Origin of the sequence: Pseudomonas tolaasii NCPPB 2192 (genome assembly GCF_002813445.1) — a bacterium.
Taxonomy (GTDB): Bacteria; Pseudomonadota; Gammaproteobacteria; order Pseudomonadales; family Pseudomonadaceae; genus Aquipseudomonas; species Aquipseudomonas tolaasii.
Genome location: NZ_PHHD01000001.1, coordinates 1,663,444 through 1,679,047, shown reverse-complemented (window position 1 = coordinate 1,679,047; position 15,604 = coordinate 1,663,444). Strand labels below are relative to the sequence as shown.

The following is a 15,604-nucleotide window of genomic DNA, read 5'->3' as shown; positions in this document are numbered from 1 at the left end:
CTGTTCCGGTTCGCCAACCTGCGTACAGCTGCCACCCATTCGTTTGGCGACGAATGAGTGGTGGCTTAATCCACCAACAGAGTACTGAGAATGAACCAATACATGCCCCTCACGGGCCACGACTGCACCGTCCCCGCCCTGCTCATCAACACCCAGGCGCCCCTCGACGTTCTCCACGACGCCGCCGTATTCCGCATTCGCGCCGTCACCCAACTGCTGGAAAACCTCGCCTTTCGCGAACAGCTCAGCAGCGATGCCGTAGTGCTTCAAGACTTCGCCCATTTGCTGGCCATTCCGCTGCGCGATGGGTGTGATTTGCTGGACGTCATCAGTCGCAGGCTCAATGCCGATCCATCCTGAGTAAAAACCGGGCGGCCTTGGCGCCGCCCAACTGATACGCGCAACACTAGTGGGCCTTGCTACTCAATTAAATAAATCTGTCCCCTTTCCCTCTTGTAGTCTGACACCTATTTCTCCTTAGCTCCCAACTTCATACTTAGCTTACGCAACACACTCGATCCCCAGCCAGATAATAAAGCCCCTCAAGCCTTCCACGAACCGAAGGAAGGTTAAGGAGCGGCTCTGAAACATAAGAAATCGGCAAATCGGATCTAAGTAAATTGGAGAATTCAGAACTATCCCACGTGGGTTGTACTATACCGTTCCAAAAGCTGATGATTTCCCCCGTTTGCGACAAGATAACTGGCTTTAAGTATTCAACTAAAGAATCAGAACCCCAATATAAATAACCAGAATATACAGAGCCACTTACTCCAAAAAAATTAGCTCTTACAATAATCTGAAAATCTGAGCACGTTTCTTGTTCGGCCAGAGGACGCACTGTCAACTCATCCTCCACGGTATCGTCCATCGGAAAAAACCAAACACCAAAATCAGCAAGATCATCAATGGTTAGCTCGTACACTTGTTTATCCGACATAACAAACACCCCCTATTTTATTAAATGTTGTACCGATTTAAAAAACTCAGAGCGTCCAATATCTCCGTAGGCTTTTTGCAACCCTGTACTGATTTGATCTGGAGTATAGCTAGCCGCTTTACCTCCCACCATTGGAGGCAGATATTTACTTATAGCTTTATGCATGGCATCCGGGTTCAGCTTTCCTGTATGAGAGTATTGAGTGATCAACGTCGCAGGGTGATCCATCATGTCATTTTTTGAGTAACCTAACATCTTTCCTAAGTATTGGGGAAGCGTGTGGTGAGCGTGGAATCCTTTGTTTAACCCCTGAAGCTCACGATATGTAGGGCTAATTTCGGCGGGAATCGCCGCCCCCCCTTGCTTGATGCACCATTGGCCGCCCGACCTGCAAATAAGACCATTGCAGCTGCGGTTCCAAGTTCAGTCAGTATATAAGCTTTTTCTTTGGCCTCTAACTTTCGACCTTCAGCACGATCAACCCATCTCGTGGAGTCATTCCCAAAAAAGGGGACAGATTTATTTAAATTAAACAAAGCACTTCAATTAAATAAATCTGTCCCCTTTTCCGCCCTTTTCCTAGCCCCCTTTTCCTAACAAGTGACACATAAAAGAGGAAAATGTGTCATATGACGCTTCGCGGCTCATATCTGAGGAGTCTATTTTAACTACTACCCAATCGTTGATTATGTCGAATCCAATACACGACCCCTGCATATCGTCTCCAAAGATCAAAATCCCCTTAAGAGAGTCTGCTGTATCCGCATCGAATACATCCTCAGCGCCTAAGATACCGTTGTAAAGCATAAAGCCTGCCGCTTCTAATTCCCCGCATCCTACATGCTTCAAAAACCAAATATAATCTTCGGGCAGTTTTTCCTGGCTTTTCCTTAAGGCTTGCAGAGTAAGATCATCTACAGCAGCCAAGCCACTTAACACCCCTTCCGTTTTTTTGTTTCCAATGAATACTTGGAAGTCTTGCATTATTCCTCCTATTCCTTATTTGAGGAGATATCTCTTGCTACCCCTTTTAAAAAAGGTGACAGATTTATTTAAATCAAACAAAACACTTCAATTAAATAAATCTGTCCCCTTTTCCCTGTCCCCTTTTCCCTTAGGGTGAGTCCGTAGTATCAAAAAGCGGGAGATCAGGAGGGCATGCCTCTATTTTTTACCGCGTTATCGCACCATGAGAAATAGCGGCGTGCTTTATTCCTCACATTGCACAGCTGCTTTATTTCATACCACTAAAGGGGTCCGAAATTGAATGACCCAGCTCGGAAACCGCCGATTTTATTTCGGCAATTACCTCAGGCGACAAGCTGTCATTGCTTCGTGAACAAATAAAGGAAAACAGGTCAACAAGCCCTAGATGGGCAGTGATAACAATCATAGCCTCAACCCACTTCAGATTACGCCCATCCCATATCGACATCAGAAAAGACTCTATTTTTTTCTTCTGCTCATTGCTCAATGATGTATAGGTGTGCCACTGCCGGTCACTTAGCTGTGTAAACAAATCCAACAAGGTGTCGGTGTTCAACGCCGCCACTTCATAGCCCTCGATGGCCTTGAGAAAGCCGGGATAAATTTCATCCGCCGCGATGTTGTCGGGTACGCAAGAAGAGAAAATAGCGTCATTACTTTGCATAACAACCTCTCCAAAATCAAAAAAGGAGGAAAAATTTATTTAAATAAAATACTTGAATTAAACACATCTACCTTCCTTTTCTCCATAAATTATCACCCATTTTCTCACGTTTTCCGCTTGAGATTCTCTCTCCATGGAATAAGCAAGCCCTCATGAAGAACTCGGTCGATGATTCCATTATCAATACAGCCAACGTACGTTGAGCCCAATTGAAACTCGAAAGAAATACTCTTGACTTCGGATAGTACTCTCACAGCTACAATCAATGCCTCCACATCATCCAGGCTCCTTGAATCCAAATCAACAGGAAGCGTACGCGGCCCTAATGCCGAATAAATTTCTAATACTCCGCCTACGATTTCCAAACCACCTTCGTCTATGTTTTCAATATAGTTTGGAGGCGACACACTCCAATTCCTTGCTGTGGAAAGCTCACTAACAAGCTGCTGCACATCAATCTTAATAAGCTGATCCAAATCCTGCGCAATATAAAAAATGAACGTTTGCTTCGCGCACTCTGACTGTAAGAAATGCATTACTCAGTTCCTTTTCTTGGAGGGGTGCCGGAAGGGATGGCCCAAGGCCTCCCGGACTACATCTAAACCAAAAAATGGAGACTAAAAAGGGGACAGATTTATTTAATTTAAACAAAACACCTGAATTGAATAAATCTGTCCCCTTTTCCCCTCACTACTTTTTCTCCTGGCACAAATAATCAGTTCGCTGCACGCCGTTCTATCAGAGAAATCATGTAATGCAGCCGCTCCAAGATAAAATCAGAAAAGTTTGATGCCAAAACATCAACCTCATCCAGCTCAGAACTGATCTCTACGATTTGCCAATCTTTCTTTGCGTCGAAAGCATACAGTACGTCACTCGAGTTCCCTCCGAATACGTACATATCCTCAAAACCTGCTATTTCTCTTCCACATAGAGTCGAATATTTTTCCAGACCATCATCAAGATGAAATGCTGCGTCCAGCTCACCAAAACCAAACTCTGTGAGAAACTCCATATAGTCATTGGGGGCATTCTGCCGATCCGACTCATTAACGTTACATAACGCCGCACTCACGTCAGTCACCCGGTAGCCGTAATTGCCCTCATAATCATCAGAGGACGTTATGGCATCAATCAACGACTTTAAGGCTTTCTTATTTTTCATAACTATTTACTAAGTGCTTTCTCCGCTGGCCCTTGAGCCCTGAAAAAAGGGGGCAGACCCTGAGGGATCCCCGATTTTTCAGGTGCGCCATCAGGCGCAGAGCTTGGAGTAGATTTGTGGGGATCCCTCAGGTTCTGACCCCTATTCTCTCTTTGCCCCGTCTCCGTTTTAATATTTCAACCGCTATAAAGCTTCCAGAAATTCATCCTATCCACGATCCAATATTGATCATCATCAGGGATGAGCAATCCAAAATCGCTACTACAACAAGCATTCCACTGTGTTCTTGGCAACGCCAATTCCTCATGCAATCGACCATAGTCGGTATGTCGGTAGATTCCTCGGTCAAAATTTATGTAAAAGCTTGGTAATTTCATACGCAAAAAATTCCATTTTTGCGAATCCATTTCTCCTCCACAAGACAAAAACCGCTCTACATCCTTATAAAAACTCTTAACACGCTCAAAAGTTAAACCCTTGGAAAAAAAATCTTGCATCATTGCGTAACTTATCAGTTCAGCTTCAGTGCTATCGACGTACTGATGAAAATTACCTGCGCTTAAAACGGAAATCCCACCGCGAAACAGCCCTAGCGCTTTTTCATAATCTTCCTGCTTTAGTCGGCCTGCTTCAACATACGAAGCATAATCCGGCCGGACATCGATACAGAAATTAGATTTATCATCCACAATATAATAATGCTGACCTTTCAAAACAAACAGAGCAATTGATTTATGCCCTTCAAATAACTCACGCTCTAATAGGTCAAACTTAGCGTCCGAACTCATGAAAAAATTCCTCCTGCGTCAACCCTCGTGCATTTGATGAGTGTTTCTCAAGTAAGGAATCCCATACTTTTAGGAGTTCTAGTGAAACACTTGGCTTCCCTTGGTTCGGATCAACAATTTTCGGGGAGTCAGGGTTCCTTGCCTGACCGGGCAAAGGTCGTTGATCAATAGCTTCGGACATAATTTTTTGGTGCAACGATTGATCAACCTCAAAAACGACCACGTTACCGTCAGGCCTTTTATTCGAAAGATAATACGCCGCATGGCTGGGGCCATTTGTACTGACACATAACTGACCACTGCATCCAGAATCAATTGCTACCGTCCCATCAGATTTTACAGAAATACGATTTTGACTAGTCTGAAATCCTGAACCACCTGATTCGACTCTGAAATATGTTTCGGTTTGTTTTGGTCGCGCATCGCCATTTTCTGCAACAGGCTGAGAGTTTGGCTCACTTGACGCAGTTTTGCCTTTTGCGCCTATGTCACAAAACTTTTAGCTGCTTAGCTATTTTTCTGGCCGAGTGACGTATTTTTTGAGTCTCTCCAGCTTTACTCAACGCCTCCAACTCCGCCTCTAAATTATTAGATCTCGGGACGAATAAAGCCCATTTCAATGCCAAGCCAGACCAATACTCACTCTGACTTCTAAGACCTGCCAAAACAATTTGCTCAAATGGAAATAAGTCTATGAACCCCTCGGAAAGCCCATAACCTTTAAGCCCATCGATCATCTTGCAACGAACCACTTCTGGTAGATCCTCTAATACTGGCAGAAAAAATACACACGCAGTTTCGTCGCTGACTGTCTGAACAACAGACTCTGTCGATCTACCCCAAAGCCCCTTGGAAGTAAGCCCCAAAAGAAAACGCCCCCCACACAACTTTGCTACAGGAAGCCAACTCAAATTAGCCCCTTCAGAGTTGTACTCAATTTTTTTTATCCATGGAGCATCTAGCTTACCGAGCTCCATCAATAGCTTTTTTTTCAGCTCATCTATCATCTAGATATCCCGGGAGTATGGGTAACATCCACGCCATGGCTGCTCATAAAGGACTTGAACTGCTCACGAAGCTCGGGAGTCCAGTTCATCCCGTAATGTCCGCTCCATTCATAGGTTCGAAGAACTCCATTTTCCTTCCAGATCCCGCCGCCGACGATAGCGTCAGATGAAGGGATTTTTCCAGCATCCAATATCCCATCGTGCCCAAATTGATTCCGCCCCATGATGAATCGCTGACTAGCCGGATCGTAAATAAAGTCAATAGGTTTTGAATTACTCAACCCTTGTACAGCTTTAGAGGACGAATATGCATCACTGACTTCTAAGAAGCCCTTAGCTGGCCCACTGCCATTTGCCGCAGCTTTTGCACCAATTGCAACCTCACCAGCTAATTTACCACTAAAGTATTTCCCCGCTCCGCCAAACAAAGCCGCCTGAGCGCCAGATTTTACCGTCCCCCACGCTAGATCAGACGTTGCACTCGACTCTCCCGGAAAACTTTCAGGATAAAAAGACGCCGCAACCCTATCGGGCTCGCTGGACTTGAAGTCCGCCGTAATCTGGCTGGCGGAATCCCAAGCTCCGACCATTGAGGTGGTGCCCAGGGCTCCCAACCCAAGTGGTACGGCACATGTCACGATACCAACGCATGCGGGTGACGAAACCAACATTCCCGCGTAGGCCGCAGCCCCTCCCGTAAGGCCAAGGGCGGTATCTTTACTAGCGCCAACAACTTGCACAGCCTTGCCATGCGCATTGAGCGTGTCGTCGCTCCAGTCCTGAAAACTACGCCCGCCAAATTGGCCGGTTGCTTCAAGCAAGGCGATCTCCGCACCAAAAGTGGCGCCTCGATCTTGGAGCTCCTTGAAATTCTTATAAGACGGATCGTTAGTCGGGATCGACTCTGCGCAACTAACCAAAGCGCAAGCCGCTGCGTTCAAACGATCAGCTTTTTCTGGATGGAACCGACGTTGTTCATCCAACGCATCAGCTTGAGACTTGTGAAGTTGATGATTGTATTGCGTGGCGTTCTTCGCCACCCACACGCCCTTCTCTAGCTTACTGGCATCACCGTCCGCTTGAGACGCAGCCGCGAGCAGGCCCACCAGTTGGGAGCTCATGCTTAGAAGGTTCTGATCACCTTTAACCAAATCATTCAGATGTCCCACCAGAGCTTCATTGGCCCCTGCTGCCAAAGCGCCCGTTTTGAAGTCGCCTCCAGTAATCTCGGCAAGAAGCCCACCCACCATCGCGTGAATAGCGATTTTCTGTGGTGTACCGGTGGCGTATACATCCTTCGTATAGTCACCAACTGCATTGAAACTGGCAGCTGCAAGGGTATTGAACAGCGCGTTTTTCAACGCATCTCCTGCGCTGCCGCCTTGACCCAATGCCTTATTGAGTAAGGTCGACGTGCCGCCTTGCAGGACCTGGTTTCCTGCAAACTGTCCCACACCCGACCACGTATTGAGTGCAGGGCCCGTCACTTTGCCGGTCACCGTATCGGTAGTGGTACCGGTCCATCCGTCGAAATATGAGGAAGTCAGGCCAGCTGTAACACTTGATACGGCATAGCTTTTCAGATTGTCTGAAGAGGTCACGTCCTTCAGGGTTGCACCCAGATTGCCCCCGTTGTTGATGAAGCTAACTGCGCTGTTGCTGGCAACCGAAGTCAACGCGGCAGAGGCCATCACATTGCCCCATCCCGCAGCTACGAAGGTGCCCGTCGTGGCCGAAATACCTCCGGCAGCCATGGCCGTTCCGGTACCAGCGGTTCCGGCACCTGCAAATGCGGTTCCCAACGCTCCACTCGCGGCTCCCGCAGTCAGCGCCGTAACTATTATGATGATCGCCAGCATCGCCCCTTGGCCCAGGCTCGAGTGGCTGTACTTGAACGAGTCATGCAGCTCCTGCACATGCCGCCAATCCACATCCCCACGCTTCTCGGCTTCTTTCAACCAAGCCAACTGCGGATCTGCCTTGACCATCACATCAATCGTTTGGCTAACCGTGTTCTGATCAATCTGCTTGATATCGATCTTCAGCCCATCAACAGCCTTGATCGCCAACTCGCCCTGCGCCTTCAGCTCACTCTGGCGCAACGTCTCGTCGGTATTACCCTTACCCTTGGCGCTCGTCCAAGCCAGGTCGCTCTTACTCTTCTCGTGGCTCTCTTGATGCAGGTCTTTAACCGCTTCAAACGTCACTGCGCCGCCGCTGGCTATCGTCAGGTCATTACCGCTGTCGAGTTTGGCGCGCTGATACAACTGATCGCCGCCACTGACAAGCGATATGTCCCCCCCTGTCTTGATCTCAGTGCCAACGTTGGTAACGCGAGTAACCTCATCGCGCTTGGTCTCCTTCGCGCCCCAGCCGCCCTTCTTTTTCATGTCGTAGAGGGTGTAGGTGCTGTCCTGCGCCGCCAACAAACTCAACTTATCCCCGCTATACAGATAAGCCTCATTCCCCGCACTGATCTTGCTCGCCACCAGTGTCGTGTCACGCCCGGCCTGGCTCACAAAATCCCCGCCTGCCGTCAGCACGCTCGCCACTTGGGTGGTCTGGTCATCCGAGGTTTTGATGCGTTTCTTGCCGTGTTTTTCCTTGCCCTCGACGTTGTGCACGTCGCTGACCGACGCCACGTTGAAGTCGCGCCCGGCCTCAACGGTCAGGTCTTTGCCGGCCGTGGCCGTGCTGCCGATGATGTTGACGTCCTGTCCGGCCTTCAGGTTGATATCGCCACCCGCCGTGACGCTGGCGGCAAGGTTTTTGACGTCGGTGGTGACGGTGTATTTTTCGCCGCCGTCGCGGGACTCGTGCTTGACGCGGGTGTCACTGGCGGCGATCAGGTTGAGGTCGCGGCCGGCGGTGAGGTTGGCGTCTTTGCCGGCGGTGAGTGCACCGCGGTTGGTGAGGTCGCGGCCGGCGTCCATGGCGAGGTTTTCGCGGGCGACGATGGTGCCGGCGCTGGCGTCGGTGAGGGTGCGCATGCCGGCGCCGTCACGTACCTGGATGGCGGTGTTGTCGTTGGTGATGTCGCCTTTGAGGGCGGCGAGGCTGACCTGGTTGCCGCGAATTTCGCCGGCCATGGCGTTGCGGATGCTGTCCTGGGCCAGCAGGCTCAGGTTGTTGCCGGCTTCCACCAGGCCGCCGGTGTAGATGCTGCCGCTGCTGACGGCGGAGAGGTTGTTACTGGCGCGCAGGGTGCCGACGTTGATCAGGTCGCCACCAGTGACCAGGTTGAGGTCGCGGCCCTGGATCAGGCTGTTGCCGCGCACGTTGCGTGAGTCCGCCTGGGCGAGGTACAGCACCGGCACGAGCACGGTCTGGCCGTCGACCACGCGGTTTTCCATCCACACGATGTCGTGGGTCAGCGCACTGACTTGCTGGCCGGTGAGCGCCACGCCAAGGCTCAGGCGCAGGGCGTCTTTGCTGGCGAGGCCGTTGTCCATCAGGTAGCGGAACTGGTCGGCGTCACTGTACAGGCCGCCCGCCAGGAAGCGCTGGCCGGTTTGCGCGAGCACGGCGTCGCGAATCAGGCGCGTCTCGTATTGGCCATCGCCGAGGCGGCGCCAAGCGTTGTCGCTGTTGAAGCCGAGTTTGCCGAGCATGTAATCGGAGCTGAAAAAGCCCGACGCGGTGGTGAACTCGGGGTTGGTCTCGATCAGGTAGTGGCTGGTCGGGTCCGGGTTTTTGACGAACAGGCCGTACTCACCCTTGGGCAGCTGGAAGTTGGGCGCGGTGGTCGGGTCGACGGCGGCGAACGGCGTGCCGGTGTAGTCCACGGGCACGAAGCCGCCGCCGGGGGCGACGCTGGCGACCGGCAGCACGCTGCCTGCCGCCTGGGCGCTCGGGTCGTTGGCGTGTTTGCTCAGGTTGATGTTGATGCCGCCGACGGGGATGCCGGTCTGGTCATCGCCGAGGGTGCCGGTGAGTTGCGCCAGGGTGTTTTCGTGCAACGTGCCGTTTTGCAGGGTGCGCGCGACGTTGAGGTTGACGGTGCCACCAGCTTGCAGTGTGGCGGCGTAGCCTGGGCCGCCATTGTCGGTCCAGGTGGTGACGTCGCTCAGTTGGCGGAACGGTTCGCTGTTGGGCGAGAGGCTTTTCAAGGCTTCAAAACGCGCCTTGTCGAAGTTACCGGCAGCCGTGGCGTTGTTGAACGCGGGCACGTCGATGTACTCCATGCGTTCCCACAGGTGCTTGTCGACGTGCCCCGGTGTACCGATCACCACTTGGCGCTGCCCGGTGCGGGTGCCCGCGCCCTGGTTCAGCAGGTCACCGGCGGTGATGCTCAGGTCGCCGTTGGCGGCCAGCAGGCTGTAGCGGTTCTGCACGTTGTCGCCTTGCAGCACCATGTCTTTGCCCGCCACCAGGCGCGCCGCTGCCGAGTCCTTGACCGCCGCTTCAAGGTAGGTTTCGTTTTGGGTGATCGTGCCGCGCCGCCAGCTGTCTTTCTCGCCGCAGTGCTGGCCGCACACCCAGCTCAAGCTGCCGGTGGTGAGGGTTTGGGCCAATTCGAACTGGTCTTTGGCGTTTTCGATAAAGCCCGCATTGATGCCAATGGAGCCTTCGCTTTCGACGGTGCCGGAGCGGTTGCTGAACAACACCGCCTTGCCACCGTCCACACCGGCAAAGCTCAGGTTGCCCTTGCTGTACACGTCGCCATAGGCGTTGCTGAAACCGTTGCCGCGCAGCGTCAGGTCGCCGCCGCTGAACAGCAGCGAATCCGCACCGTTGCTGATGCCGTTGACGGCGGTGAGGTTCACCGCGCCCTGGGCACCGAGGGTGCCGCGGTTGGTGATTTGTGCGGCGGCGATATCCAGTTGCTGGCGCGCGGTGAGGAAGCCGAGGCTGTCGAGGGTGCCGGCCAGTTTGACCCGGGTGTTGGTGGCCGCCAGGCGCCCGCCATTCTGGCTGAGGTTATTGGCCGCCACGGTCAGGGTTTGCAGGGCCGACATGCGGCCGCTGTTGGTGATATCGCCGGTGGTGATGCTCACGTCACCGTCGCTGAGCAACTCGCCGCCGTTGTTCAGGCTGGCCACGTCAAGGATCAAGCCCTTGCCGCTGGCCATGCGGTCGCCCGCCTTGAGGGTCAGGCCCTGGGTGCTTTTGTAGGTGAGCACTTCATTGAGTTGCACGCGGCCCAGGCCGTCGACGTTGCCGAAGGCCCAATCTGCCGTGCCCATGCCATTGATGTTGCCCTGGCTGCCGGTGAGGCTGGCGGTGTTGAGGTGGAACAGGCCTACACCGGCATGCTGCAACTGGCCGGATTGGTTATTCAGGCTGGCAGCGTCGAGGCTGAACGCGGTGGTGCCGAATTCGAGGGTGCCGTTCTGGTTGTTCACCTGGCCGCTGAGGGTGATGCGGCTGCTGGCACCGGTCAGTGCGCGCAGTTGGCCGCCCGCGCTGTTGTCGAGGTTGCCGCCGTTGAGGGTCAGGCCTTCATTGGCTTCGATCAGGCCGCCTTTGTTGGTCAGGGTGTCGCGTGAGGTCAGGGCGAGCTGTTTGCCGCTGATCTGGCCGCCCGCGCTGTTGTCGAGGGTGTTGCCGCTGACGGTCACCTGTTCTTTGCCGAACAGCTTGCCACCACGGTTGGCCAGGGCTTCGACAGTCAGTTGCAGGTTGCCGACCAGGCTGGCCATCAGGCCGCCGTCGCCGTTATCTGCCGAGTTGGCGGTGACGGTCAGGGTGTCGCCTTGCACGGTGCCGCCGGTGTTATCCAGGCGGCCGGTGTCCAGCTGGGTGTGCGCACCGCCGCTGAGGATCAAGCCTTTGCGGTTGGACAGGTCCTGGCCGCTGTAGCTCACGCCCTGGTTGCCGGCGAGCAATTGGCCGCCGTCGTTGTTCAGGTGTTGCGCGGTGATGTCCAGGCGCTTGCCGCGCAGGGTGCCGCCGCTGTTGTCGAGGGTGGTCAGGGCCTTGACCAGAATGCTGCGCTCACCGGCATCGAGGGTGCCGCCGGCGTTGGTCAGCAGGTCGCTGACGTTGAAGGTGATGTCGCCGCCATCGCTGACCAGCGCGCCTTTGTTGCTGTTGGTGAAGGACTGCGCGGTCACTTCCACCGACTGGCCAAGCAGGATGCCCGCGCTGTTATCAAAGCGCTCGCCGTGTAGCTGCAACAGGCCTTCGCTCTGAATGCGGCCTTGAGCATTGAGCAATTGGCCCGGCCCCTGAAGCAACAGGCTCACGCCTTGCGAGCCACCGGCCAGCAGGCCTGCGTCGCGGTTGTCGAGGCTTGACGCGCGCAGGTCGAGTTGGTCGCCGAGTACGCGGCCGGCGCGGTTGTCGATGTCGCCGCCGGTCACGTCCAGCAGCAGTTGTTTGCCGACGATCACGCCGCCCTGGTTGCCCAGGTTGGCGGCGTGCAACTCGATATCGCCCTGCCCGGCCTGCAGGCGGCCTTGGGTGTTGTTGAGCTGCTGGGCAGTGGCGAGGGTCAGCTTGCCGGTGCTGGCGCTCAGCACGCCGTTGGCGTTACTGCTGAGGCGGCCGGCGCTCAAGTAAAGGTCAGTGCCGGCTTGGGCGAAGCCCTGTTCGTTGTTGAAAGCATTGGCGACGGTGAGGCTCAGCGCGCCCTTGTCGGCCTGCATCAAGCCCTTGAGGCTGTTGTCCAGGTTGCTGGCGCTCACCGTAAGGGCACCTGCCACCAACACGCCGTTGCGGTTATTCAGGTCTGCTGCGTTGATCGTCAGAGCATTGCCGACGATTTGCCCGCCTTGGTTATTGAGCGCGGCGCTTGTCACGACCAGGCTGCCGCCGGCCATTTCAATGTGACCCTGGCGGTTGTCCAGGGCAGCGCTGTCGAGCGTGGCAGCCTGGCCTTCACCGAAGCGAATCAAGCCGCCAAGGTTGACGATGGCAGGCGAATTGATCACCAGGCTCCGCTCGCCAAACAGCCGCGCCGTAGCGCCCCCGTTGGTCAGTTTGGCGGTGCTGACGCCAACGGCTTTGGCCTGCAGGATGCCGCCGCTGTTGGTCAGCGCCTGCGCGGCGGTGATCGCCAGCGCCCGGCTGGCCAGCAGGTTGCCCGTGGTGTTGACGGTCTGCGCGTTCACCACCAGGTCGCCGGTGGTGTTGCGGCTGTTGTCCGGGGCCACACCGGCTTCGATGATGCCGGCGTTGTTCACACTTGCCGCGTTGAGCTCAATGCGTTGCCCGGCGGCGATGCTCTTTTGGTTGACCAACGCTTCGGCGCTGGTGACCTGCACATTGCCGGTGGCGTACACCTTGTCAGTCAGGTTGACGCTCTGCGCGTTGACCCTGACGTTACCGGTGGCGGCGGTTTGCGCCATGCTCAGGTGGCCGTTGGCATCCAGCTGGATGTCGCCGCCACTGGCGGCCAGTGTGCCGTCGAGCTTCACACCCACACCGGCTTCGGTGCCCACCAGCTTGATCGCCCCGGCGTACATGCCGCCCAGTGCCGACGAGTCAATCGCCAGTTCCGGCTTGGCGCTGCCGTCGTCGGCGCGCGCGGTGGCAGCGAGGGTTTTGGCATCCACATCGTTGCGCCCGGCGATGATCGCCAGTTCACGCGCGTTGATCTGTGCGTTGATTTTGGCCGAGCGGGTGATGATTTCAAAACGGTCGACGTTGCTGGCATTCAAGCCTTCGCCGTCGATGGTCACGGCGCCGCCATCGACCTGGTAGCGCTGCAACTGGCCGTTGGCGTCGATTACCGGTTTGCCGGTGGTGAGGGTCACGTTGGGCGTGTTGATAAAGCCGCAACCGCTGCACGTCACGCCGTAAGGGTTGGCGACGATGACCTTGGCCGACTGCCCCGCCACTTCGGTGTAGCCGCGCAACTGGCTGGGGCTGCCGCCGTTCACTTCGTTGAGGATGACGCTGGCCGCGCCGCCCTTGAGGTTGGGGTTGCCGACGATAAAACCGCCGAGCTGGGTGTTGGTCACCGCGCCCGTGGCGTTGTTGAGGATCACGCCGTTGGGGCCGACGTTGTAGTCCTTGAACTGGTTATGGGACAAGCCACTGCCATTGGGCGTGGCGATGTTCACCACCGGCACACCATTGCCGGCCTGGCCGACGCTGGTGGCCGGGTTGCTCACCACAATGCCTTCGGCCTGGGCCAGCAGCGGCTGCCAGAACAGCGCGTTGGCCAGGATCAGCACCAGGCCGCGCTTGGGCAGGCCGAAGAACGTGTCTCGCGGCTTCAGCGCAGCAGAAGGTTGGCGGGCCAGAAAGGCAAAGTGGCGAACATCCATTTTCAGGTTCTCGTTGCGGCGGGGCGTTGAATTACAGGAAGAAGTCCATGCGGAAGTAGATCGGCGCTTCGCGCTTGCTCATCACTGCCGGGCGTTCCAGAGAATGCGCAAAGGTCACGCTGCTGCTGACGTATTTGCCACGGGCGAACAGTTCCAGCGAATTGCTGGAAACCCGGCCGTGCACGTCGCCGTTGTAGCGGCCGTTGCTGATCACGCCCTGGTCGTAGCCGACGCTGGCGCCGTATTCGGCGAAGGCCGGGCGCATCCAGGCCCAGGTCACCGGGCGCGCCCAGCGCACGTCGTTGCGCCAGTAGCCGCCGCTGTCGCCGGTGAGCTGCTGGTCTTTGAAACCGCGCACCGAGGCCGAGCCGCCGAGGCTCATGCGCTGGGGGCTGAAGAGAATGTCTTCGCTGTGTTGGCCGGTGGCCAGGCTGGAGAAACTGAACGACTCGCCCCACAAGGTGAAGGGCTGCAGGTAGCTCACGGTGGCGGTGTATTTGCGATAACGCGCACTGGGTTGGCGGTTGCCATTCTTGTCGCGCTCATCGTTGGCCTGGGCATCGAAGGCGCCGATGCCGTTTTGCATGCCCAGGTCGAGGTTGACGAATGAATTGCCGATCCGCCACCCGTGGTTGACGCCCAGTTGCAACTCACTCAGGCGCTGGCTGCTGACGCCGAGGCGCTCATCGTTGATGTAGTTGTTGGTGCGCAAATGCGCGACGCCGGCGTTGATCGAGGTTTTGCTCACGTCGTCGCGGTGCACCACGCGCTCGGCGCGAAACTGGTGGTTTTGGTTGTCGCCCGACTGCTTGAACTTGAAGGTGTCGGCGTAACCCAGCGCGCGGTAATCACTCTCGCTGTAGGTGTAACTGAAGTTCCACCAGCCCCACGGCACGTTGTAATACAGCATGCTGTTTTTCGAGGTTTTCTGGTGGTCGCTGACGCCGTCGTGGCCGCCGCGCAGCATCAGTTGGTCGGCCAGGCCCAGCGGGCTGTCCCACTCAAGGCCCGCGCCCCACTGTTGTTCGCCGGTGCTTTTCTGGCCGTCGTTGTTGCGCGACAGGCTGGCGCGCCAGGGCTTTTGCGGGGTGTTTTTGACCACCACGTCGCTGCCGCCGATCTGGCTGCCGGGGGTGAGTTCCATTTGCGCCTGTTTGGACGGCAGGCGGTTCAACTGGTCCACCAGTTGCTCGACTTCGCGCAGGTTCAACACCTCGCCGACCTTGCCGGGAAAGGCCATGGCCAGCTCGCGGTCGGTCACGCTGCTGCCTTCGGCGCTTTTCAGGGCTTCGAGTTTGCCTTCCACCACCAGCACCTGCAGGTGGCCGGTGGAGAGATCCTGCTGCGGCAAGTAAGCGCGGCTGGTCACGCGGCCTTTGGCGATGTAGTAATCGGTGAGGGTTTTGAGCAGGTCATTGAGCTGTGACACGCCCAGGCATTGGCCCACATAGGGCTTGAGCAGGCGCTCGCGGTCCGGGGCCGGCAGGCTGTCGGCGCCTTGCAGTTGAATGTCTTTGATGGGAAAGCAGCGCGTGTCCGCAGGCGTGGCCGGGGCTTGAGGCTTGGCTTCTTTGCCGGGCAGGTCCTTGAGTTCTTCGAGGCGCCGCTGCTGTTCTTCGAGCAGGCGGTTCTGCCGGTCGCGGATCAGGTCTTGATCCCCTGGCGTGGGGGCGGCGACAGCACTGTTCTGGCTCAGGCAAACGAGCAGGAAAGTGCACAGCAAGTACCGAATCCGTGGCAATAACAAAGACATGTTCGATCCATCGAAAATCAAGGGGCGGCAAACTAACATCGAACTTCCATTGAGCCAAGAAACCGGACTAGTTGGACTTTCGTA

At 55.8% G+C, this 15,604-nt stretch carries 10 protein-coding genes; 1 reads left to right on the top strand and 9 read right to left on the bottom strand.

Going from position 1 to position 15,604, the window contains the following annotated elements; translation table 11 throughout:
* Positions 1-102 precede the first annotated feature (102 nt).
* Positions 103-360 (top strand): hypothetical protein, encoded by a 258-nt coding sequence (locus ATI14_RS07710; RefSeq protein WP_031320462.1) that lies wholly within the window; start codon positions 103-105, stop codon positions 358-360.
* Between the two features lie 136 nt (positions 361-496).
* Here the strand turns inward: ATI14_RS07710 and ATI14_RS07705 are convergent, their stop codons facing one another.
* The 9 genes from ATI14_RS07705 to ATI14_RS07665 all read right to left on the bottom strand — a co-directional run bounded on the left by ATI14_RS07705 (position 497) and on the right by ATI14_RS07665 (position 15,520).
* Positions 497-940: a hypothetical protein gene (locus ATI14_RS07705; RefSeq protein WP_080520213.1), complete on the bottom strand. Its 444-nt coding sequence runs from the start codon at positions 938-940 to the stop codon at positions 497-499.
* A 579-nt stretch (positions 941-1,519) separates the two neighbouring features.
* Entirely contained in the window at positions 1,520-1,924 is a 405-nt protein-coding gene (locus tag ATI14_RS07700; protein WP_016974467.1) for an SMI1/KNR4 family protein, read from the bottom strand.
* 250 nt (positions 1,925-2,174) lie between these two features.
* The gene (locus ATI14_RS07695; protein ID WP_016974466.1) at positions 2,175-2,591 is read right to left on the bottom strand and encodes a hypothetical protein; all 417 of its coding nucleotides are present in this window, start codon (positions 2,589-2,591) and stop codon (positions 2,175-2,177) included.
* A 104-nt stretch (positions 2,592-2,695) separates the two neighbouring features.
* Positions 2,696-3,127, bottom strand: coding sequence for a hypothetical protein (locus ATI14_RS07690; RefSeq protein ID WP_016974465.1), 432 nt, complete (start codon positions 3,125-3,127; stop codon positions 2,696-2,698).
* A gap of 179 nt (positions 3,128-3,306) precedes the next feature.
* Positions 3,307-3,756 carry an SMI1/KNR4 family protein gene (locus ATI14_RS07685; RefSeq protein WP_016974464.1) on the bottom strand — a complete coding sequence of 150 codons (450 nt, stop codon included), beginning with the start codon at positions 3,754-3,756 and terminating at the stop codon, positions 3,307-3,309.
* A gap of 176 nt (positions 3,757-3,932) precedes the next feature.
* Positions 3,933-4,544 carry a hypothetical protein gene (locus ATI14_RS07680; RefSeq protein WP_080520212.1) on the bottom strand — a complete coding sequence of 204 codons (612 nt, stop codon included), beginning with the start codon at positions 4,542-4,544 and terminating at the stop codon, positions 3,933-3,935.
* 488 nt (positions 4,545-5,032) lie between these two features.
* A complete protein-coding gene (locus tag ATI14_RS07675) occupies positions 5,033-5,551 on the bottom strand; it encodes a hypothetical protein (RefSeq protein ID WP_016969145.1) in 519 nt (172 codons plus the stop codon).
* Positions 5,548-13,767: a two-partner secretion domain-containing protein gene (locus ATI14_RS07670; protein ID WP_080520211.1), complete on the bottom strand. Its 8,220-nt coding sequence runs from the start codon at positions 13,765-13,767 to the stop codon at positions 5,548-5,550. The genes ATI14_RS07675 and ATI14_RS07670 overlap by 4 nt, the downstream gene beginning before the upstream one ends.
* Positions 13,768-13,798: 31 nt before the next feature.
* Positions 13,799-15,520: a ShlB/FhaC/HecB family hemolysin secretion/activation protein gene (locus tag ATI14_RS07665; protein WP_080520210.1), complete on the bottom strand. Its 1,722-nt coding sequence runs from the start codon at positions 15,518-15,520 to the stop codon at positions 13,799-13,801.
* Positions 15,521-15,604: the final 84 nt, after the last annotated feature.